Source organism: Pelosinus fermentans DSM 17108 (assembly GCF_000271485.2).
In the GTDB taxonomy this organism is placed as follows: Bacteria; Bacillota; Negativicutes; order DSM-13327; family DSM-13327; genus Pelosinus; species Pelosinus fermentans.
Map to the genome: position 1 here is coordinate 2,310,763 of NZ_AKVN02000001.1, position 21,302 is coordinate 2,332,064.

The 21,302-nt window shown below is 36.6% G+C and carries 22 protein-coding genes; 19 read left to right on the plus strand and 3 right to left on the minus strand.

Annotated features, from left to right (window positions below):
• Position 1: 1 nt before the first annotated feature.
• Positions 2-1,705, plus strand: coding sequence for a proline--tRNA ligase (locus FR7_RS10490; RefSeq protein ID WP_007934791.1), 1,704 nt, complete (start codon positions 2-4; stop codon positions 1,703-1,705).
• Between the two features lie 136 nt (positions 1,706-1,841).
• On the opposite strand, the gene FR7_RS10495 is transcribed toward FR7_RS10490, so the two are convergent.
• Positions 1,842-2,180, minus strand: a complete 339-nt coding sequence (locus FR7_RS10495) for an arsenate reductase family protein (RefSeq protein WP_007934789.1) — start codon at positions 2,178-2,180, stop codon at positions 1,842-1,844.
• A 150-nt stretch (positions 2,181-2,330) separates the two neighbouring features.
• Here FR7_RS10495 and FR7_RS10500 point away from each other — a divergent pair, with 150 nt between their 5' ends.
• The 4 genes from FR7_RS10500 to FR7_RS10515 all read left to right on the plus strand — a co-directional run bounded on the left by FR7_RS10500 (position 2,331) and on the right by FR7_RS10515 (position 5,315).
• Positions 2,331-3,155 (plus strand): RMD1 family protein, encoded by an 825-nt coding sequence (locus tag FR7_RS10500; RefSeq protein ID WP_007934787.1) that lies wholly within the window; start codon positions 2,331-2,333, stop codon positions 3,153-3,155.
• Between the two features lie 69 nt (positions 3,156-3,224).
• Complete coding sequence (locus tag FR7_RS10505) at positions 3,225-3,617, plus strand: CoA-binding protein (RefSeq protein ID WP_007934785.1); 393 nt, start codon at positions 3,225-3,227, stop codon at positions 3,615-3,617.
• 3 nt (positions 3,618-3,620) lie between these two features.
• On the plus strand, positions 3,621-3,944 hold the full coding sequence (gene trxA / locus FR7_RS10510; protein ID WP_007934783.1) for a thioredoxin: 324 nt from the start codon (positions 3,621-3,623) through the stop codon (positions 3,942-3,944).
• Between the two features lie 114 nt (positions 3,945-4,058).
• The gene (locus FR7_RS10515) at positions 4,059-5,315 is read left to right on the plus strand and encodes a ferrous iron transporter B (protein ID WP_007934781.1); all 1,257 of its coding nucleotides are present in this window, start codon (positions 4,059-4,061) and stop codon (positions 5,313-5,315) included.
• 15 nt (positions 5,316-5,330) lie between these two features.
• On the opposite strand, the gene FR7_RS10520 is transcribed toward FR7_RS10515, so the two are convergent.
• Positions 5,331-6,782 (minus strand): recombinase family protein, encoded by a 1,452-nt coding sequence (locus FR7_RS10520; RefSeq protein ID WP_007934779.1) that lies wholly within the window; start codon positions 6,780-6,782, stop codon positions 5,331-5,333.
• A gap of 226 nt (positions 6,783-7,008) precedes the next feature.
• On the opposite strand from FR7_RS10520, the gene FR7_RS10525 reads away from it, so the two are divergent.
• The 4 genes from FR7_RS10525 (at position 7,009) to FR7_RS10535 (ending at position 9,259) form a co-directional block, all read left to right on the plus strand.
• Positions 7,009-7,869, plus strand: a complete 861-nt coding sequence (locus FR7_RS10525) for a YitT family protein (RefSeq protein WP_007934777.1) — start codon at positions 7,009-7,011, stop codon at positions 7,867-7,869.
• Positions 7,870-8,079: 210 nt separating this feature from the next.
• The gene (locus FR7_RS23840; RefSeq protein ID WP_007934775.1) at positions 8,080-8,217 is read left to right on the plus strand and encodes a hypothetical protein; all 138 of its coding nucleotides are present in this window, start codon (positions 8,080-8,082) and stop codon (positions 8,215-8,217) included.
• A 70-nt stretch (positions 8,218-8,287) separates the two neighbouring features.
• Complete coding sequence (locus FR7_RS10530; RefSeq protein WP_007934772.1) at positions 8,288-8,995, plus strand: nucleoside recognition domain-containing protein; 708 nt, start codon at positions 8,288-8,290, stop codon at positions 8,993-8,995.
• Positions 8,996-9,031: 36 nt separating this feature from the next.
• Complete coding sequence (locus FR7_RS10535) at positions 9,032-9,259, plus strand: FeoA family protein (RefSeq protein ID WP_007934771.1); 228 nt, start codon at positions 9,032-9,034, stop codon at positions 9,257-9,259.
• 48 nt (positions 9,260-9,307) lie between these two features.
• Here the strand turns inward: FR7_RS10535 and FR7_RS10540 are convergent, their stop codons facing one another.
• A complete protein-coding gene (locus tag FR7_RS10540) occupies positions 9,308-9,517 on the minus strand; it encodes a DUF1858 domain-containing protein (RefSeq protein WP_007934769.1) in 210 nt (69 codons plus the stop codon).
• Positions 9,518-9,670: 153 nt separating this feature from the next.
• On the opposite strand from FR7_RS10540, the gene FR7_RS10545 reads away from it, so the two are divergent.
• The 10 genes from FR7_RS10545 (at position 9,671) to spoVE (ending at position 21,290) form a co-directional block, all read left to right on the plus strand.
• Positions 9,671-10,492, plus strand: a complete 822-nt coding sequence (locus tag FR7_RS10545) for a polysaccharide deacetylase family protein (RefSeq protein ID WP_007934768.1) — start codon at positions 9,671-9,673, stop codon at positions 10,490-10,492.
• 178 nt (positions 10,493-10,670) lie between these two features.
• Positions 10,671-11,102: a division/cell wall cluster transcriptional repressor MraZ gene (gene mraZ / locus FR7_RS10550; protein WP_007934767.1), complete on the plus strand. Its 432-nt coding sequence runs from the start codon at positions 10,671-10,673 to the stop codon at positions 11,100-11,102.
• A 58-nt stretch (positions 11,103-11,160) separates the two neighbouring features.
• A complete protein-coding gene (gene rsmH / locus FR7_RS10555) occupies positions 11,161-12,099 on the plus strand; it encodes a 16S rRNA (cytosine(1402)-N(4))-methyltransferase RsmH (RefSeq protein WP_007934766.1) in 939 nt (312 codons plus the stop codon).
• A 59-nt stretch (positions 12,100-12,158) separates the two neighbouring features.
• Positions 12,159-12,581: a cell division protein FtsL gene (gene ftsL / locus FR7_RS10560; RefSeq protein WP_007934765.1), complete on the plus strand. Its 423-nt coding sequence runs from the start codon at positions 12,159-12,161 to the stop codon at positions 12,579-12,581.
• A 22-nt stretch (positions 12,582-12,603) separates the two neighbouring features.
• On the plus strand, positions 12,604-14,691 hold the full coding sequence (locus FR7_RS10565) for a stage V sporulation protein D (protein WP_007934764.1): 2,088 nt from the start codon (positions 12,604-12,606) through the stop codon (positions 14,689-14,691).
• Positions 14,692-14,844: 153 nt separating this feature from the next.
• Positions 14,845-16,347, plus strand: a complete 1,503-nt coding sequence (locus FR7_RS10570) for a UDP-N-acetylmuramoyl-L-alanyl-D-glutamate--2,6-diaminopimelate ligase (protein WP_007934762.1) — start codon at positions 14,845-14,847, stop codon at positions 16,345-16,347.
• Entirely contained in the window at positions 16,347-17,705 is a 1,359-nt protein-coding gene (locus FR7_RS10575) for a UDP-N-acetylmuramoyl-tripeptide--D-alanyl-D-alanine ligase (RefSeq protein ID WP_007934760.1), read from the plus strand. The genes FR7_RS10570 and FR7_RS10575 overlap by 1 nt, the downstream gene beginning before the upstream one ends.
• 82 nt (positions 17,706-17,787) lie before the next feature.
• Positions 17,788-18,762 carry a phospho-N-acetylmuramoyl-pentapeptide-transferase gene (gene mraY / locus FR7_RS10580; RefSeq protein WP_007934759.1) on the plus strand — a complete coding sequence of 325 codons (975 nt, stop codon included), beginning with the start codon at positions 17,788-17,790 and terminating at the stop codon, positions 18,760-18,762.
• A 1-nt stretch (position 18,763) separates the two neighbouring features.
• Positions 18,764-20,119 carry a UDP-N-acetylmuramoyl-L-alanine--D-glutamate ligase gene (murD, locus tag FR7_RS10585; RefSeq protein ID WP_007934757.1) on the plus strand — a complete coding sequence of 452 codons (1,356 nt, stop codon included), beginning with the start codon at positions 18,764-18,766 and terminating at the stop codon, positions 20,117-20,119.
• A gap of 67 nt (positions 20,120-20,186) precedes the next feature.
• A complete protein-coding gene (gene spoVE / locus FR7_RS10590; protein ID WP_007934756.1) occupies positions 20,187-21,290 on the plus strand; it encodes a stage V sporulation protein E in 1,104 nt (367 codons plus the stop codon).
• The last annotated feature ends 12 nt before the right edge of the window (positions 21,291-21,302 follow it).

Here is a 21,302-nt window from a genome sequence, read left to right on the forward strand (position 1 = left end):
TATGCTTGTATCACAATTATATGCTCCCACATTACGGGAAACTCCAGCGGAAGCCGAAATAGTAAGCCATCAGCTTATGCTGCGGTCCGGTATGATTCGCAAAGCGGCTGGTGGAGTTTATACATATATGCCATTGGCTTTGAGAGTACTTAGAAAAATTGAAAATATTGTGCGCCAAGAAATGGATGCTAAAGGAGGTCAGGAATTATTGATGCCTATTATCCAGCCAGCAGAAATGTGGCAGGAAACTGGGCGCTGGGATGTATACGGTGATGAAATGTTCAGGTTGAAGGACCGGCATAACCGGGATTTCTGTCTTGGGCCTACTCATGAAGAAATGATTACTACATTGGTACGCTCAGATGTACGCTCGTACCGGCAATTGCCTTTGAAGCTTTATCAAATTCAAAATAAATATCGTGATGAACGACGTCCCCGTTTTGGATTAATGCGTGGTCGCGAATTTATTATGAAAGATTTATATTCCTTTGATAAAGATGAGGACGGTCTTGCCAAAAGCTATGATCAAATGTATGAAGCCTATACTGCTATCTTTAATCGTTGCGGGTTAACCTTTAGGGCTGTGGAAGCTGATGGTGGGGCAATTGGCGGCAGTGGTACGCATGAGTTCATGGTTATTGCTGATTCAGGTGAAGCTGCTATTGTATATTGTCCATCATGTGAATATGCAGCTAATGTAGAAAAAGCGGAATTAGAAGCGATCTCAATACCAAAAGAGGAATTAAAAACCTTAAGTATCGTTGATACACCAGGGACCAAATCGATAGAAGCCGTAACAACTCTATTAGGAATTACCGCTGATAAGGTAATTAAGACTCTTGTGTATAATACTGATAAGGGAGTTGTAGTAGCCTTAGTTCGTGGTGACCATGAAGTCAATGAAATTAAATTGCAGAATCTAGTGGATTGTTTAACAATTGAGTTAGCAGATGAAAAGACAATAGTGGAAACCCTGGGTAGTATTCCGGGCTTCATTGGTCCTGTTGGAATAAAAACTCCAATGCTGATTGCTGATTCTACTGTTATGAACCAATATAATGCTGTTTGTGGGGCAAATACTTCTGATAAACATTACTGCAACGTAAATGCTAAACGTGATTTTTCTCCTACGATCATTGCTGATATTCGTTTAATTCAGGAGAATGATCCTTGCCCTCATTGCAGCTTACCAGTGAAAACTGCCAGAGGGATTGAAGTCGGTCAGGTATTCAAACTGCATACTAAATATAGTAATGCATTAAAAGCTACCTATCTAGATATGAATGGCAGAGAGCAGCTTATGGTTATGGGGTGCTACGGCATAGGCGTGAGTCGCACTATGGCTGCAACAATTGAGCAAAATAACGATGAGTATGGAATTATTTGGCCAGCAGCGATAGCACCATATCATGTTGTCATTGTACCGATTAGCTCTAAAGATGAGGCACAGATGTCTTTAGCAAATTCAATCTATAAAACGTTAAATGCGTCAGGTATTGAGGCTGTCTTTGATGATCGTAATGAACGACCTGGAGTGAAATTTAAAGATGCTGACCTGATTGGATATCCTTTAAAAGTTACTGTTGGACCTAAAACAATTAATGAAAATATCATTGAAGTGAAAGTAAGACGTACAGGAGAAGTATTGTATTTCGATGTAAATAACTACTTAGAAGAAATAAAATCTTTATTGGCAAGATTATAAGCAAAATTATTTTCCTGCCTTGGTTATCGAAAAGAATATAAAAAAGAGCCACAAAGGTGCTGTCTTTTACATGTTACTCATATGAGCATCAGGTAAGATTGCACCTTTATGGTTTCTTTATTAGAAAATTAGTGGTTTAAGCTTGCCACTGTTTCCAAACCTCGGGACAGTATCCAATTGTTGCAGCCTTTGAAGTGTTTCTTACGATAGGTGTTTTAAGTAATAAAGGATTGTTTAGTAAAATATCCTCTGTATTATGGATGATATATCTTAAATTACTTGCCTCATATTCTTTACTTTCCGTATTAATTAAATCCTTCAAAGCAATAAATCTTTTTATACTGCTTAACTCTCCCTTGCTTAAGGCCTTTAAAGTTAAGTCAATGAATTGATAGGGGATTTTTCGTTCTTTGAAATATCGTTCAGCTTTACGAGTATTTTGGCATTTTTTTGTACCAAAGATTTGAATGTTCATAAATAGACCTCTCTTTATGGTTAGTATCTATATAATAAAATATCCTATTATACAGAGAAAAGCAATTATAACTAAATCAATAGGTTGTTTTAAGAATGACCTATTACATGGGGTAAAATAGCAGAAGTAGCTCAAATGGAGAGTGAGATCATGGCTGAAACGGAGTTTAAAGCAATTGTTCTAAATAATGAAATTAATTTAAATAAAATTTCTCAACATTTTGGTAGTAATCGTAAACTAAAATGGGAAGAATATTTAATATTAAAAGGTACTGAATTACAAGGCATTGTTCGTGAAATAGAAATGAAAAGAGTCTATTTATTTCATTTTGGCAGTATTGTATTTTTAAACTTTCAATATCATGAAATTATGGATGTTATCAATTATTTAAAAACGATTGAAAACGGTATACATGATACAAATACATTTAAGTATGTTGATGAATATAAGATTGAAATTAATTCAGAAAGTGAATCGGCTATTAATAATGATTATATGGTTACGAAGCAAATAGCCGAATATCAATTTGATATTGTTTCTACGGTATTGGCAAAATCTGTAGCTTTAGAAAAAATTGAATCTGATATTTCTCGGGTTTTAGATGAGATTGAAGAAGTTGTCAATAATTTATACCGTGGAGAGTTAACAGTATCAGATGAAAAACTAGCAAAAATGTCAGCGAGTATTTTAGAATTTAAGTTAAGCACCATTTCGTATGTTATGTTATTGGACAAACCAGCAATTACTTGGAATAATGAGGAGGCTAGCGAACTATTTGATGAACTTACCATATTATTTGAATTAACGGATCGTTATGAAAAACTTCGTCATAAAATAGATACATTAATGGATATTATAGAAGTTTTTTCAGGATTGGCTCATTCCAAAAGGGGAACTCGCTTAGAATGGGCGGTTATCATATTAATTGGTATTGAAATTTGTTTATCCTTATTCGCCTTATTTTTTGAAAAATAATCATAGGTTGACCAGAAATACCCAAAGGTAATATAATGTAAGTAAAAGTTAATATAAGGAGGTAAATCTTTGAGTAACATTGACACTATGCTAAACTTAAAAACTTGGGCAGTGGTTGGAGCAACTGATAATAAAGAAAAATTTGGATATAAAATCTTCAAAGTAATGTTAGAGGCTGGAATTGAAGTATATCCTATTAATACTGGTGTTGCAGAGATCCTTGGACAAAAATGTTATCCAACACTAAAGGATTTGCCAATAAAGCCAGAGGCTGTAGATATAGTAGTACCTCCTAAAGTTGGCGAAAAAATTATGCATGAATGTGCAGAAATTGGTATAAATAATGTTTGGTTGCAGCCTGGAGCAGATGCTCCTCAGGTTATTCAAGCAGCAGAAGAGTTAGGACTTAATGTTGTTCATCATGCATGTGTCATGGTAGAAATGAGGAAAAAGGAGGCATAATCAATGGCAAATGTAATTCATGTGAATGAGGAAAATTTTCAGAGTGAAGTAATGGAGTCAAAATTACCTGTATTAGCAGATTTTTGGGCACCTTGGTGTGGTCATTGTACGAAGTTATCTCCAATACTTGACGAATTAGCTGCTGATTTGGGAGATAAGGTTAAAGTGGTAAAGATTAGTGTAGATGAAAATAGAGCACTGGCGCAGCAATATAGTGTAATGAGTTTACCCACTATGATTCTAATTAAAGATGGAGAAAAGGTGGATAAATTATTAGGGTTTATGCCGAAAGCTGCTATTAGTGATAAAATTTCATCAATATTATAAAGTAGGACAACCAATAACAGTAAATGCTGTTATTGGTTGTTTTTTTGTTCTAATTATGTTGCTGATGGAATAGACAATAGCAACATAATTTTTAAGAGTGGGGGGCCGGAACTATTGGCAAAAGTAGTTTTAGTTGGTTCGCCTAACGTTGGTAAAAGTGTAATATTTAACTACCTAACTGGTCAATATGTGGCAGTATCCAATTATCCAGGAACCACAGTTGATATTTCTCGGGGATATAGCAAAATAAATGGAAAAGTATATGAATTTATTGATACTCCGGGTATGTACTCTCTTATACCCATTACAGAGGAAGAGAGAGTATCACGAATGTTATTGTGCCAGGAGAAGCCGGATATTGTATTACATGTAATTGATGCTAAAAATATTCGTAGAATGCTACATCTTACGCTGCAGCTTATTGATATGGGCTTCCCTGTTATATTAGTTGTAAATTTGATAGATGAAGCAAAGAAAAATGGTATTTATTTAAAACTAGAGTGTTTATCTGAAATTTTGGGAATTCCAGTTATTGCTACCATTGCCACAAAAGGTCTTGGTCTAGGAAAGATTAAAGAAGAAGTTCAAGAGTATTCGTGTGGTAAACCTCGCTTTTCTTTACTGTTTTCTCCTAATATAGAACAAGCTATTCATTCTATCAGTGCTAAAATAAAAGGAGAGTATGGCTTATCTCGTCGTATGACAGCTCTTTTACTTATACAAGGCGATAAAATATTGTATGCATTGGCAAATCATAAGGAACGTGCATTTCCAGAAATTTTAGCAGAGGTCAATAAGCTTAATTCTTATTACCAATATGATATGGAATATGTTCTAGCTGTAGAGCGGCAGCGTGCAATTGATCGTATTTGTGACTCTGTTCTGGAGGAAAGAAAGATATATTCGCGAGGTGTGGGCGAAACATTAAGCCGTTTAACTAGGGAGCCTGCTACAGGCATACCTATTTTATGTTTAGTAATATTTTTTGGAATCTATCAATTTGTAGGGAAATTTGGAGCAGGGTTTTTAGTTGAGTATTTAGATCTGAATCTCTTTGTTCCTTATATAAATCCTTTAATGGAATATTATGTATATCAATATATGCCTTGGGATTGGTTACAATCATTAATAATGGGGAAATATGGATTTTTTACTTTAGGGTTCCGCTATGCATTTATTATTATTTTACCGATTGTTAGTACCTTTTTCTTTATGTTTGCCATTCTAGAAGATAGTGGATATTTACCTCGCTTAGCCATGTTAATGGATTTTATATTTAAAAAAATTGGATTAAATGGCAGAGCTGTAATTCCTTTCGCCTTGGGATTAGGCTGCGGCACAATGGCAGTTATGGTGAGAAGTAAAAGATAAAAATTCTGATAAAGACTACACCTTAAAACGGATTTTTATCGGTGCCACGCGATGATCAATGTAGAATTTCCAACCTAGTTTTTCAATGATAGCCCGCCGTTCAATAAAGGATTTTGCGGCAAAAAATTCTTCAGGATGTATTTTTGCAGTACTTTTAGGATTCGAAGAAAGTTTAATAAGCGACTCAGAAAGCGTTTGAAGTTCTTTTTTCAAATGATTAAGTTCTTTTTCTGCATCATTAGAAGTTAGCATGCCTTCACTAAACCATCGAAGAATTGTTGTTTGTTTCTTTTGAAGTTCACTTTGGTGATTTTTGATAGATTTTATTTGGCCAGCGTTAGACGCCGTACTATTTTGTGGGACAAGCAAAAGCTGTTCTTTATTATTCTTTATAATAGTACAGAGATGTTTCCATACGACTTCATCAATTTCAAGTGATGAAATCGCTGGGTTACCACAGGGGACTAGCGATTTATCACTTCCTCCTGAGTTACATTTATACCAGGTATATTCTTTACCAGATGAATGTTTCTTAGAATGAGCAGACAAGCTATAACCGCAAACTGAACATTTAAGGAAGTTGCGCAGCAGATATTCATGCTTTGTGTTACGTGGGCTTTTACGTTTATTTTCAGTTAGAATCTGTCGTACTTTTTGGAATTGATCAATTGTTACAATCGGAGTAATAGGGATTGGAATCCAATCTTCTTGTGGTCTAGATATCTTTTTACGTTTATATTGACTGATTTTCTTTTCATATTTATTAAAAGACCATTTGGTGCCAGCGTATTTTTCATCCGTTAAGATTCGATAAATCATAGAAAGAGTAAAAGGCTTATCCCGCTGGTTCGTGATGTTTTGCTGACGCAGAAAGATAGCAATATCTTTAATTGTAACTTTCTTGCTAAGATACAAATCATAGATCATTTGTACGACTGCAGCTTCAGCTTGGTGGACGATATATGTACTATTCTCATCATCCCAGTCGTAGCCATAGGCACGACTTTTCTGAATCATCTTGCCGCTCCGTGCTTTGGCACGTTTACCACGTAATGTACGTTCACGAATTTTAGCTTTTTCAAAGGCACTGATGGCGCCACGAATCGAGAAGAATAAACGCCCTTCAGGTGAAGCATCGTAGCTGCCAGTTACAAAATATAGCTTTGTATTCAATTTTTCGATTTCATCAGCTAATAGCAATTGATTCGTTAAGTTGCGGCTAAGACGATCAGGATCATAAACAATGACATTTTTTATTTTTTTATTATGCAGATCATCTCTTAGACGATCGAGGGCAGGTCTTTCTAAATATTCGCCACTATAACCATCATCAATATATTCGGAGCTGCTAGAGGTTTCCAATCCAAGTTTAGCAGCATGCTCATGGCAAGTGCGAATTTGGTCACCAATCGAATAGCCTATTTCTGCTTGAAGGTCTGTACTTACACGGCAGTAAATCGCATTCATTGCATCCTCCCGAAAAGTAAGATTTATTAGAAAGGCGGTATATAGATTAGAGGAAATTGTATTTTTTTGTAGGGTATAACAGGAAATCGTAAATTAAAATAGAAAATAATTATAGAGTGGTGTTGTAAAGCAAGGGATTATTTCTGCATAAAATTGATATTTTTTATCCTACTATAAATCGTATTGCTGTAGGAATAAGGGGAAATACATATGGGAGGAGCGTTTTATGTTAAAAAAAAGAAAATTACTGATAGAAAAATTTAAGAAGTATATCATGCTTTTTATCGGATCTATCTTTACCGCTGTGGGATTAGAGGAATTTTTGGTTCCAAATCAAATCATTGATGGCGGTATTGTGGGCATATCAATTATGGCAAGTCATTTGACTTCAATGCCTTTAAGTATATTTCTGGTATTGTTAAATCTACCTTTTATATATTTAGGTTATACACAGATCGGAAAAACATTTGCCATATCAACTATTTTTTCAATATTTTCCTTAGCCTATTGGGTTTCTATTTTTCATCCTATATCAGAAGTTACGAGAGATCCTTTTTTGTCAGCTGTTTTTGGCGGGATTATTATTGGAATTGGAGTTGGCTTAATTATTCGATATGGTGGATCTTTAGATGGCACGGAAATTGTGGCTATTATATTAGATAAAAAAACGGGGTTTTCTATAGGTGAAATAGTCATGTTTTTTAATATTTTTATCTTAGCTAGTGCAGGGTTTATTTTTAGCTGGGATAAAGCAATGTATTCTTTGGTAGCCTATTTTATTGCTTTTAAGGTTATAGACATAACCATTGAAGGGTTAGATGAGTCAAAAGGCATCCTGATTGTTTCGGATAATCCAGATGAAATAGCTGATGCTTTAATGGCTCGTTTAGGAAGGGGAGTGACAATTCTTCATGGTGAAGGTGGATACTCAGGTGATTATAAAAAAATTCTTTATTCTGTTCTTACTCGACTTGAAATTGCTAAACTCAAAGCGATTGTAAAGGAGAAGGACGAAAATGCTTTCATTACAATAACAGATGTACATGATGCCATGGGCGGCAGAGTAAAGAAAAAAGCAATACATTAGTAAGACTTTTATTGTCACACCAAATATATATTAGATTGCATGATAAAATATACTTGAAGACGTATGTTGATAAAGGAAGACACAGCTGCTAAAGCTGTCTCTTCCTTTATCAACATACGTCTTCATTTATAGAATAACATCTGGTGATGTTTTCACCAATTTATTAATATTAGACAAGGAGCAGAGCATATACCCTATGGGGGGATGAAAATGGAGGTTGTTTTTGAGTATGAATTTGATGGTATTGTATATCCGGAAAATAATCCACCACCAAAACTCATTAATGATTTACTAGATGCTTTAGAACCTTTTCTGCTACCTACTCTTAATCTGAATCAAGCCGAGTAATATCGGCTGAAATGAAAATGGACAAGGGCAAAGCTTTTTCTTGGAGAGTAAGAGCTTTTTATGATTTTGTATGTTACGTGTGGTAACGCGAACATTGGAAACACGCCGAGAAAGAATATTAGCTACTTTCTTATTGTCTTTAACCATACCTTGTTCGGCACAGCTTGGTGTTATATTAGCATTATTGTCGGATTCATTTTTATCTCTAACTATATGGGGGTGTTATGTCCTCATCATTTTTGGAATCGTTGGAAGGTTGTCAGGAAGTTTGTTACCTGGCAATTCTAGTTCATTTTATATGGAAATACCACCTTTGCGCCTGCCGATGTTATCAAATGTATTACATAAGGCTTTTATTCGTATGTGGTGGTATTTTATAGAAATCCTGCCGATTTTCATAATAACTAGCATTGTTTTATGGATTGGTGATCGAGCTGGCGTTCTAACCTATATCATATATTCGATGCAGCCGGTTATGAGTTCACTTAGTTTGCCAATCGAAACAGCTCAACCATTTCTACTGGGGTTTTTCCGCAGAGATTATGGTGCTGCTGGGTTATATGAAATGGTTACTAGTCATAGTTTAAGTAAAGAGCAGCTTTTAATTGCTAGTGTAACATTGACCTTATTTGTACCTTGTATTGCGCAAGCAGCGGTAATGATAAAAGAACGAGGGTTATTTATTTCAATTATAATGTTATTTGCGATTATCTTTTTGGCCTTTATGGGAGGTTTGCTGCTTTCTAAAATATTACCGATTCTTAATCTTACTTTGTAGAATATATTCTTTACTCTGAAAAAGGGAGTGGACGATATGGCTCACCTTATACCAATTGTTAGGTGTAAAAAAAATACGATGGTACATGTTGTGCGTCTATTATCAACAAGTGGGGATCATTTACGCAAACTAACAGCTTTAGGGGTATTGCCTGGGGTGAAAATAGAAATTTTACAAACCTATCCTGCCTATGTGTTAAAAATAGGATATACACAAATTGCTTTAGATTATGAAATAGCAAAGAATATTATTGTTGTTCCATAATTAAAAGGGAATGTGCTTGATGCTAGTGGTTTTAGATTATACCAAGTCTTAATCAGAAGCGTTATTTTCTATAGCTTTATTTAAAGCGCTGATTAATGTCGTTATGTCGATGCCGTGAGCTGCTGCTCCTTGTCCAATATTCTCAAATCGTGCAGCTGCACAACCAAAACATCCCATACCATGATCGCGAAAAACAGCAACCGTCTGGGGATATTGTTCAACAACTTCTGAAATTCTCATATTTTCGGTAATAAGCATAAACAACCTCCTAATATATAATTATTAATACATAGTTTTAGCGAACGATACTATTTTATACGAACTAGAGGCTAGTATTTTTTGCAAAAGAGAGGTAGAATATTGTAGATAAAGATAAAATAGGGGTCATATGATAAAAGGCGGTGGCAAAAATTGAATATAAAAAAGGGGCAAATTAATATTGTAATAGGTTTAATAATTATTTTTTTCTTGATTGCCCTTTCTAAAATCGGTACCCATTCAGTAGTAGCAAGCTATAATAAAAACAATCCTATTAATCTTCAAGAAGTACCTATTTTAAATTATCATAAAGTGGATATATTAAATCATGCTTTATCTATTTCACCACGAGAGTTTGAAGACCAAATGGAGTATTTATATCAAAATGGTTATCATACGATTACTCCTGATCAACTTATGGCTTATTTAAAATCGGGTAAACCATTGCCGGACAAACCGATTTTGATTACCTTTGATGATGGCTATCTTGATAATTATACAAATGCATATCCTATTTTGAAAAAATACGGTTTTACAGGAACTATTTTTATTGTCACGAATTTTATTAGTAAAGATGAGCGGTTTATGACTTGGGATCAAATAAAAGAAATGCAGCAAAACGGTATGATTTTTGGCTCTCATACTGCAAATCATAAATCCCTTACAGGTCTTACGAAGGAACAAGTTCTAGATGAACTTAGCCAATCCCGTGATGAAATAGCCCGCCAATTAGGTAAGGCTCCCAAGTATTTTGCCTATCCAACGGGCACTTATAATGAAGAAATTGAAGACATGGTGAGAAAAACAGGATATAAGGCCGCATTCACCATTGAATATGGGCAGGTTAGTGCTGATAGCGATGTGTTTCTTTTGCAGCGTATTCCTATTTTTAAAGGGCAAAAAACGTTTCGAAGTTTCTTCATTCGCTTAAACGGTGCACCCGTCTTAGAAGAACTGGGTATTATAAAAAATTAAATATTTCAGATAAGAACTAGGACAAAAGACTTTGAAGATGGGTCTTTTGTCTTTTATTTTTAAATGATGAAGAATTCCTTAAGGATTAAGAAGGATTTTATTTTATAAAGATAGAACACTAAAAGTGGGTAATTGTGGTGGGAAGTGGTAGAGGAATCAAAATGGTGGTGGTAAAATTATGTTAATGGGTGAGTACCTTCATACGATTGATGATAAGGGAAGACTCATTTTACCTGCCAAGTTCCGTGAGGAGTTGGGAGAAAATTTTATTGTTACCAAAGGCCTTGATAATTGTTTGTTTATATATGAAAAAAAGGAATGGGATATTTTAGCAAGCAAGCTAAAGCAATTACCGCTAGCAAAACCTGAAGCCAGAGCCTTCGTACGATTCTTTTTTTCTGGTGGAGCGGAGATCTCTTGTGATAAACAAGGGCGAATATTACTGCCTAATACTCTTAGGGAATATGCCCAACTTGATAAAGATGTCACAGTGATTGGCGTTTCAAATCGTATTGAACTTTGGAATCGCAGCAGCTGGGATGCTTATAATGAAAAGATTGCTCCTACAGTAGCCCAAATTGCTGAAAGCTTAGTTGATTTAGGTATATAAAGTTGAATATAGTGTGAAAATATAGTGCTTATGAATTTGAATGGGGTGAGTGACTACTGTGGAATTTCATCATGTTAGTGTGTTATTAAAAGAGAGTGTGTCTGCATTGGTAACGAATCCTGAAGGTATTTATGTTGATTGTACATTAGGTGGAAGTGGACATGCTGAACATGTTGTCAAACAATTGGGGACATCGGGGCGATTCATTGGCATTGATCAGGATCCAGCTGCGATAGAAACGGGAAAAATTAAGTTGTCCAATTCCAAGTGCAGAGTCGATATCGTACAGAATAATTTTCAAAATATTGGACTTGTCTTAGATGAGTTAGAAGTAAATAAGGTGGACGGCGTATTATTTGATTTAGGGGTATCGTCACATCAGCTGGATATTGCTGAAAGAGGATTTTCTTATATGCAAGATGCACCTTTAGATATGCGTATGAATCCAAATAGTGATTTTTCTGCTTATGATATTGTGAATAATTATTCGGAAAATCAATTGACAGATATTATTATTACTTATGGAGAAGAGCGTTGGGCCAAGAGAATTGCGAAGTTCATCATTGAATTTCGAAGTGGTAAAGCGATAGAAACTACTGGAGAATTAGTAGATATCATAAAAAGGGCGATTCCGTCAGCAGCAAGGCGCGATGGACCACATCCAGCGAAAAGAACATTTCAGGCCATACGTATTGAAGTAAACAATGAGCTGGGAATTCTAAAAGATGCTTTTACAACTTCCATAGAGAGACTTGCTTTGGGCGGGAGATTGTGTATTATTACATTTCATTCCTTGGAAGACCGGATTGCGAAGCAGACTTTACAGATGATGGCAAAAGGATGTATTTGTCCAAAAGCATTGCCGATATGTATGTGTAATAATAAACCGCAGATTAAAATCTTAGGTAAACCGATTGTTCCATCAGTGAATGAGTTAGAAGAGAATCCACGGGCGCGGAGTGCTAAGCTGCGCGTAGCGGAAAAAATAAATTTATAAAAATTGGTGTAATATCATGGGAACTACAATTGTTCTAATTTTAAGGAAGGGGAATATACATGTTAGTAAATAAAAAACAAGATTGGGATATTTATCAACAACCAGAAGTCCCATCCATTAAAAAAAAGTATTTAGTAAAACCTGATATTGCGCTACGAGTGAAATGCTTAACAATAGTTACTATGATTATAGTAGCAGCCATGTTTTTAACTGCATCAAGCGAAGCAATTATACGCTCTGGTTATGAGTTAGTGCAAATGAAAGTAGAAGTCATTAAACTGGAAAAAGAAAATGAATTATTGCAATTAGAGATTGCGAAATTAAAGTCACCGCAGCGTATTCAGAGTATAGCTACAACTCAGCTAGGTATGGTAATGCCGCAAAATATATATTGTGCGGAAAGTTCATCAAAAAGTTCTAATTTGAATACCGAAGGAGAAAAAAGTATAGTAAGTATGCTGCTAAATCGTAAGAGTCAATAATTAAAAATTGGGGGAGTGCCCATTGGCGTCATCATCACATGTTACCATTAGGAAAAGGGTGGCCTGTCTTTTTCTACTGATTGCGGTAATTATGTCAGGACTTGGTTTTCGTCTAATGTATCTCCAATTTTACAGAAGCAATTGGTTAACAGAAAATGCTATCGACCAGCGGGTGAGAGATATTCCCGTAGAGGCAAAGCGGGGTACTATTTTTGATCGTAATGGGAGAGAGCTTGGTGTGAGTATAAGTTCTGAATCTGTATACGCAATACCAGCTGAAATAGTAGATGTAGAAGGAACGGCAGCCAGATTGGCTGCTATTTTGACGTTAGACAGGGATAAATTAACGGCAAAATTGAAAAGACGTCAGGCATTTACTTGGGTGAAGCGGAAAGTAGATGGAGAAATCGCCAAAGAAATACATATGCTTAATTTACCAGGAATCGGATTGACCCAGGAAAATCAGCGTTATTATCCTAATGATAATCTAGCAGCTCATATACTGGGGTTTACGGGAATTGATAGTCAAGGGTTAGACGGAGTAGAATTAACTTTTGACAGCTATTTGAAGGGACGCAGCGGAAGTATTGTGGTGGAGTATGATGCTCGAGGACAGGAAATACCTTATGCATCTCATCAATTTATAAAGCCGGTAGAAGGGCATAATATTTATCTAACCATTGATATTGTAATTCAACAAATTATTGAACGAGAGCTTGAAAAAGTAATGCAAGACACCAAGGCGCAGGCAGCTACGATTATTGCTATAGAACCTAGTACTGGGGAAATACTAGCCTTGGCGAATCGACCGGATTATAATCCAAATCGTTTTGCAGAATTTTCACCAAAACTATGGAGAAATATTGCTGTTTCTAATGCTTATGAGCCAGGATCTACCTTTAAGATTCTTACCACAACAGCAGCATTAGGAGAGAAAGTAGTGAGTCTTAATGAACGCTTTTTTGATCCAGGATCTGTAGAGGTTCAGGGACGAACCATTCATTGCTGGAAAGATGGCGGGCATGGCAGCCAAACCTTTCAAGAGGTAGTTGAAAACTCTTGTAATGTAGGTTTTGTAAATGTTGGTCTTCGATTAGGTGTTGATTCTTTTTACAAATATTTTACTGCTTTTGGTTTAGGAAAACATACGAATGTTGATTTACCAGGGGAAGCAAAAGGGATCGTTATTGAGAAATCACAGGTTAAGCCGATTAATATTGCTACCATGTCTATGGGGCAAAGTATAGCTGTAACGCCGCTGCAGTTAGTAACAGCAGTAGCAGCAGTGGCTAATGACGGGCAGAGGCTTAGACCCCAGATTGTTCGGGAGGTAAAAGGGAAAGATGGCGAAATTATACGCAGCTTCACCCCGGATATTATCAATCAAGTTGTTGATGTGGCAACTGCTCAGGAAGTTAAAAAAGTATTAGAGAGTGTTGTAGCAAATGGTACGGGGAAGAATGCTTATATCGAAGGATTCCGTATTGCAGGTAAGACTGGTACCGCTCAGAAAGTCGGAGCCGGAGGATATATGCCAGGCAAATACGTCGCTTCTTTTGTTGGGTTTGCGCCAGCTGATAAGCCGCAGATTGTAATGGTTGTCATTATTGATGAACCTGTAGGCTTATATTATGGCGGCCAAATAGCAGCTCCTGTTTTTACTGGCATAATGAATGATGTCTTACAATATTTAAAGATTGCACCAAAAATTGCAGAAGCAGATGCAAATACAACAAAGGAAACTCACGTAGTTGTGCCAAGTGTTATAAACTTATTAGTTGCAGAAGCAACGCAGGAACTGAAAAAATCAGGCTTATCTGTAAGAGTTGAGGAGTCAGGTGAACGTGTGGCGGATCAGATACCAAAACCGGGTAGCCGTATGCCAAAAGATTCTAGTGTCTTATTATATACGATGACCCCAAGATACGGTGCAGGAGAGATTACAGTTCCTGATTGTACCGGACAGTCGCTGCGTGAGGCGGCAGATACATTAGCTGAGGTGGGACTACGAATCAAACCTATAGGGGTGGGAACAAAAGCGATAAAACAAGAACCTTTAGCAGGCACTAAGGTATTGCCTGGAAGTGAAATTACAATGTTCTTTGAATAACTTTTTAAAAAGTAAAAAGAGAAAAATATGTACTGGAAAAGGATAAATAAGTAATTTTAAGTAATAGAAAGTTTGCTGATATGGTAATCTGCACATGGTTATGATAATATTGGTAACAATGGTAATAATAGTTGACATATAGGAGGTATTCTCATGAAAAAAAAATTGCAAGAATTAATTGATTTATTACCAAATGCGATAATAGAAGGAAATGAGAAAGTCGCAGAAACAGTAATTGCAGATTTAGCTCAGGACTCTCGTAAAATCACACCAGGAACTTTATTTGTTTGCTTATCTGGTGCTAAAACAGATGGTCACGATTATATTGTGCAGGCCTGTCACCAAGGCGCAGTAGCCGTTTTGGTTGAAAAAGATATTGATATCATTCCTCAGGGGTTAACAGTTATAAAAGTAGCGAATACTCGAGAAGCGATGATCAAGATTGCTCCATATTTTTTTGAATATCCAAGTTGCAAATTACGCATGATTGGAGTTACAGGGACAAATGGTAAAACCACCACCACTTATTTAATCAGAAGTATCTTACAACAGGCTGGGTTTCATGTAGGAGTGATCGGGACGATTCAAAACAGTATTGGTGATAAAATAATACCTACTCAAAATACTACGCCTGATGTTATTGATTTACAAAGACTGTTAGCCGAGATGGCAGAGGCTAATATGGATTACGTAGTTATGGAAGTGTCTTCCCATGCTCTTGCTCTTAATCGAGTGGCTGGTTGTGAATTTGATGTTGGTATCTTTACGAATATGACTCGCGATCATTTAGATTTTCATGTAACCTTTGAGGGGTATTTAGAAGCGAAAACAAGATTATTTCAATTACTTAGTAGTAAGGATAATCAGAAAGAGGGCAAGACAGCTATTATTAATACAGATGATAAGGCTGCTGCATTTATATTAGAACGTACGGGATGCAACACAATTACATACGGTATTGAAAATTATGCGGATTTACAGGCTAAAAATACGAATATTCAAGCGAAAGGCGCGGAATTTGATATTATTGGTTCTTTTGGCATTATGCCATTGCAACTCAAAATAACGGGATTGTTTAATGTTTATAATGTTTTGTCAGCAGTAGGTGCAGCTTTGGCTGAGGGTATTGATGTTCCTATTATTAAAGCTGCTTTGGAAGCGTTTCAAAGCGTATCAGGCAGATTTGAGCTGGTAGATGGAGGGCAACCTTTTAGTATCATTGTAGATTATGCTCATACGCCGGATGGGCTGGAAAATATTTTAAAAACTGCCAAACAAATCGCTAAAAAACGTATTATTGTAGTCTTTGGTTGTGGTGGCGATCGCGATAAGACGAAAAGACCAATTATGGGGAAATTAGCTGTACAATATGGCAATATTGTAATTGCTACATCTGACAATCCTCGAACGGAAGATCCCCAGAGTATCTTGAGTGAGATTGAAGTAGGTATTCAGGATTCGCTGACACCAGGAAAGATTTATGAGAAAATTGTTGATAGGCGCCAAGCAATTGAGCGTGCCCTATCTGTAGCTGAAACGGATGATATTGTAATTATTGCTGGTAAGGGACATGAGAACTACCAGATTCTAAAAGATAGAACCATTCCATTTGATGATAAAGAAGTAGTAAAAGCCATCATCAAGGAGATGAAATAATGGCAGGATTTACAGTTGAAGAAGTTTGTCTTGCTACAAAAGGAACGCTAATTGTTTCTGCACAACCAAAGGGATTTACAGGCGTTTCTACAGATACGCGTACGGTGCAAAAAGGTGACTTATTTATTCCGCTAATTGGTGAAAATTTTGATGGCCATGAGTTTATTCAACAAGCGATAGAAAAGGGTGCGAGTGGTGTTGTTTTTAGCCATAAAGGTATGACACTGCCCCAGTATATTACGGCTATATTCGTTACCGATACTTTATTGGCGTTACAAGATTTGGCACGTTTTCACCGCCAGCGCTTTACTATTCCTGTCGTGGCGATTACCGGATCCAATGGCAAGACGACTACAAAAGATATGGCTGCAGCTGTTTTATCCAATCAGTTTCATGTATTAAAAACAGAGGCAAATTATAATAATGAAATCGGGTTGCCTTTGACATTGCTGCAGCTTACCCAGGAACATGAGGTGGCAGTGGTGGAAATGGGGATGCGAGGCAAGGGGCAAATTCGCCAATTAGCCAATATTGCATTGCCCACAATTGCTATCATAACAAATGTTGGTGAGACTCATCTTGAATTGCTGGGATCCATGGAAGAGATTGCTGCAGCTAAAGCGGAATTACTGGAGGCAATACCAGAAAATGGTGTGTCGATATTAAATGGTGATAATGTTTATGTGCGGGAAAAGGCCAAAGAAGCAAAGAGTCGTATTGTATTTTTTGGGCTGCAAGAAGGCGATATTAGGGCGGATAACATTCATATAAACGCCCAGAGTATAGATTTTGTGTGCCGCACGAATAATAATGCTTTTACAGTAGGCATACCAACGACTGGTAAACATAATGTTTATAATGCTTTAGCTGCAATTGCACTGGGCATGGAATTAGGAATGAATGCTGATAGTATCTCTTCCGGATTTAGAGCTTTTAATGCCAGCCCTATGAGGTTACACATTGAAAAATTTGGTGATTACTTAGTTGTGAATGATGCATATAATGCGAGTCCCATGTCTATGGCAGCCGCTATTGATACAATGCTTGAAGTTGCAAAAGGCCGCAAAGTGGCTGTGCTTGGCGATATGTTAGAATTAGGACCGATTGCAGTATCCGCTCATGAAGCCATTGGGGAAAAACTAGCTCAATGCGGGATTGAAATTGTTGTAACAGTCGGAGAGTTAGCAGCCAGCATTGCTAATAAAGCGAGTTCTTGCGGTATAAGTCAGGTTGTGGACTGCTCTGATCATGAGCAAGCGCAAGCAGAATTAAAGAAGCTGCTTATGCCTGGTGATACGATCTTGATAAAAGGATCAAGAGGAATGAAGATGGAAAAGATTATTAATATGTTCTTATAAAAGCTGTTTTAAGAATGCAGAGATGCTAAGCGTCTAATAAAAATATTTTTAAAACAGGATCTGAAGGGTTTGGAGGTTGAATATGCAGGAGTTGTTATATGCTTCAGCGATGGCATTCATCATAGCTTTAATTATCGGACCCCTGATAATTCCTGTACTTAGCAGGTTGAAGTTTGGGCAAAGTATTAGACAAGAAGGTCCTGAAAGTCATTATGCTAAAGCTGGTACACCGACAATGGGCGGTATTATTATCTTAATTGCTCTTATTATTCCTGTTCTTATCTATGGTGGTAAGAGCCCGGAAATTTGGTTAGCCTTATTTATAACCATTGGGCATGGGTTAATTGGTTTTTTAGATGACTTTATTAAAGTTGTCTTAAAACGTTCGTTAGGGCTAAAAGCAAGGCAAAAACTATTAGGGCAAATTTTTATGGCTGTTGCCTTAGCATATATTGTTACTACTTATATGGGACGGGGTACTGATGTATGGGTACCATTATTAGGCTTTACTGTTGATTTTGGTCCATTGTACTATGTGTTAATTTTTTTAGTGTTGATAGGTACTACTAATGCTGTGAATCTTACAGACGGGCTTGATGGCTTGGCTGCTGGAACGACTACGGTGGCAGCAGTAGCATATGCGGTTATTGCTATGAGCTTTGCAAAACCTGACTTGGCTATTTTTTGTGTAGCATTAGCTGGTGCAAGCCTTGGTTTTTTGAAATATAATGCAAATCCTGCCAAAGTATTTATGGGGGATACTGGTTCATTGGCTTTAGGGGGAGCCTTGGCTGCTGTGGCAGTGATGACGAAAACGGAACTATTGCTTGTTATTGTTGGGGGAGTTTTTGTACTTGAAGCCTGTTCTGTAATTATTCAAGTGGTTTCATTTAAGTTGACAGGCAAGCGCGTATTTCGTATGAGTCCCATACATCATCATTTCGAATTGTCAGGTTGGTCTGAAAAAAAAGTAGTTACGGTATTTTGGTTAGCAGGCGTTGTTTGCAGTCTTATTGCTTTAATTATTCTAGTCGCTAGTCAAACTGGAGGAATATAAAATGCATTTTAAGGGAAAAAAGATCTTAGTACTTGGTGCTGGTATCAGTGGTATCTCTGTTGCCTGTGTTTTACAAAACCGTGGAGCACAGGTAACATTAAGCGATTCTAAATCAGCAGAATTATTAAAGAATAAGGATTTATCGGCTATACATCAATGTGGAGTAACTCTGGCGTTGGGTCAACAGGGAGAGGAATTGCTTCAGGATATAGACTACATCGTACTGTCTCCTGGGATATCAATTGAAATTCCATTAGTAAAAATAGCTAAAGCTAAAAATATTACAGTCATGAGTGAAATTGAAGTAGCATATCAATTGTGTACAGCGCCTATTGTGGCGATTACAGGTACAAATGGTAAGACGACAACAACAACATTGATCGGTGAAATGGTAAAAACAACAGATCGCAATGTAGTTGTAGGGGGAAATATTGGTTTAGCCTTGTCACAAGAAGTGGCTGAAGTGGGGGAAAATGGTATAGTTGTAGCTGAAATATCCAGCTTTCAATTAGAAGGCAGTATTCATTTTAGGCCTCGTGTGGCTGCTATTTTAAATATAACCCCTGATCATTTGGATCGCCATCATTCGCTAGAGAATTATATTGCGATGAAAGAACGTATTTTTGCAAATCAAACAAAAGACGATTATATCGTTCTAAATTATGATGATATAATTGTACGGGAAATGGCGAATAAAGTTCCCTCTAAAGTTTTCTTTTTTAGCAGGAAGGTAGAATTAGATTCAGGAATATTTGTAAAAGATGGAATGATTATTATTAGGTGGCAAGAAAAAACATATATTGTATGTCCAATTAGTAAAATACAACTTAGAGGTGGACATAATATTGAAAATGTTCTCGCTGCTTGCGGTGTTGCCTTCTTTGCAGGTGTTACTTTAATTTCTATGGTGCAGACCTTATTCAATTTTACAGGTGTTGAACATCGAATTGAAAAAGTAACAGTGGTTAATGGTGTGCCTTACTATAATGACTCGAAAGCAACGAATCCTGAGTCATCAATTAAAGCTTTAGAGGCTTTTGAAGAGCCTATCATATTAATTGCAGGCGGACGGGATAAAAATACGGATTTAACTGCTTTTATGAAATTGATCAAAGAAAAGGTGGAGCATTTAATTTTATTAGGTGAGGCTCAAGAGCGATTTGAAGCAGCGGCATTTCAGCATGATGTATCGCAAATCCATAATGTAAATAGTTTGTCTGAAGCTGTACAATTAGCATATCACCTTGCAAAGGAACCGCAAGTCGTGTTATTATCTCCGGCATGTGCCAGTTATGATATGTTTACTAGCTATGAAGAACGGGGAAAAGTATTCAAAAGATTAGTTTATGAATTATAAGAAAATATCATTGGATAATTTTGTTGAGTTGAATGTGAGTGGCATTCAATGATGGGAGGGAATTCCTTTGGCGGTTAGACCTAAGTCGCCGGATTTTATTCTTTTTTTTGCTGTTATTGCATTATTAAGCTTTGGTGTTGTAATGGTGTATAGTTCGAGCGCAGTCTCAGCCTATGTCAACTTTGATGATAGTTATTATTTTTTAAAGAGACAGCTTATTTGGGTAACTCTGGGAATCACGGTAATGCTGGTAACTCTAAATGTGGATTATCATGTATGGCGCAAATTTGCAAAACCTACATTGCTATTAACAATAGTACTTTTAATCTTGGTACTTGTACCTGGATTTGGTAAAGTCGTAAATGGAGCGCGCAGGTGGCTTGGATTTGGTTCCTTATATTTACAACCATCGGAAATTGCCAAACTAAGCATGGTTTTATATTCTTCCGCTAGTTTAGCTCGCAATCAAGAAAAAATAAGCTCATTTATCAAAGGGGTTGTACCTCAATTACTTATCTTATTAGTTATTTTTGGCTTAATTCTAAAAGAGCCTGATCTTGGGACAGCATTAGCAATTGGTGGGACAGTGTTTATATTGTTGTTTACTGCAGGTGCAAGATTATCTCACTTAACCTCTCTAGGTCTTGTTGGTGTTACTGGAATTATTGCAGCCATTATCTTAGAGCCTTATCGTCTAAAACGATTACTGGCTTTTAATGATCCTTGGGCTGATCCTCTCAATACGGGTTATCATATTATCCAATCTCTTTATGCTCTTGGTTCAGGTGGTTTGTTCGGTGTGGGACTTGGACGCAGTAGAGAAAAGTTTTTATATCTGCCAGAGCCTCATACCGATTTTATTTTTGCGATTCTAGGTGAGGAGCTTGGTTTCATTGGTACAGTAACTGTAATTTTATTGTTCTTTTTATTCGCTTGGCGTGGATTTAAAATAGCTATTTCTGCACCAGATATTTATGGAAGTTTATTAGCTGCTGGTTTAACTACAATGATTATTATGCAAGCGTTGATGAATATAGCTGTGGTTACAGCTTCTATGCCGGTAACAGGAATCCCCTTACCATTTATTAGCTTTGGTGGATCTGCATTAATTTTCACTTTGCTCGGGGTAGGAATATTATTAAATGTATCAAGGTATATTCATGATAAATAGGGTGGCAGGTGG

Bases quoted from the DNA above. Each gene is read 5' to 3' on its own strand.
- FR7_RS10525 (WP_007934777.1), top strand. From the start codon at position 7,009: ATGTTAAAAAAAAGAAAATTACTGATAGAAAAATTTAAGAAGTATATC.
- mraY (WP_007934759.1), top strand. From the start codon at position 17,788: ATGCAGGAGTTGTTATATGCTTCAGCGATGGCATTCATCATAGCTTTA.
- murD (WP_007934757.1), top strand. From the start codon at position 18,764: ATGCATTTTAAGGGAAAAAAGATCTTAGTACTTGGTGCTGGTATCAGT.
- FR7_RS10530 (WP_007934772.1), top strand. From the start codon at position 8,288: ATGTTACGTGTGGTAACGCGAACATTGGAAACACGCCGAGAAAGAATA.
- FR7_RS10575 (WP_007934760.1), top strand. From the start codon at position 16,347: ATGGCAGGATTTACAGTTGAAGAAGTTTGTCTTGCTACAAAAGGAACG.
- FR7_RS10490 (WP_007934791.1), top strand. From the start codon at position 2: ATGCTTGTATCACAATTATATGCTCCCACATTACGGGAAACTCCAGCG.
- FR7_RS10535 (WP_007934771.1), top strand. From the start codon at position 9,032: ATGGCTCACCTTATACCAATTGTTAGGTGTAAAAAAAATACGATGGTA.
- FR7_RS10570 (WP_007934762.1), top strand. From the start codon at position 14,845: ATGAAAAAAAAATTGCAAGAATTAATTGATTTATTACCAAATGCGATA.
- FR7_RS10495 (WP_007934789.1), bottom strand. From the start codon at position 2,180: ATGAACATTCAAATCTTTGGTACAAAAAAATGCCAAAATACTCGTAAA.
- FR7_RS10520 (WP_007934779.1), bottom strand. From the start codon at position 6,782: ATGAATGCGATTTACTGCCGTGTAAGTACAGACCTTCAAGCAGAAATA.
- FR7_RS10500 (WP_007934787.1), top strand. From the start codon at position 2,331: ATGGCTGAAACGGAGTTTAAAGCAATTGTTCTAAATAATGAAATTAAT.
- FR7_RS10540 (WP_007934769.1), bottom strand. From the start codon at position 9,517: ATGCTTATTACCGAAAATATGAGAATTTCAGAAGTTGTTGAACAATAT.
- FR7_RS23840 (WP_007934775.1), top strand. From the start codon at position 8,080: ATGGAGGTTGTTTTTGAGTATGAATTTGATGGTATTGTATATCCGGAA.
- ftsL (WP_007934765.1), top strand. From the start codon at position 12,159: ATGTTAGTAAATAAAAAACAAGATTGGGATATTTATCAACAACCAGAA.
- mraZ (WP_007934767.1), top strand. From the start codon at position 10,671: ATGTTAATGGGTGAGTACCTTCATACGATTGATGATAAGGGAAGACTC.
- trxA (WP_007934783.1), top strand. From the start codon at position 3,621: ATGGCAAATGTAATTCATGTGAATGAGGAAAATTTTCAGAGTGAAGTA.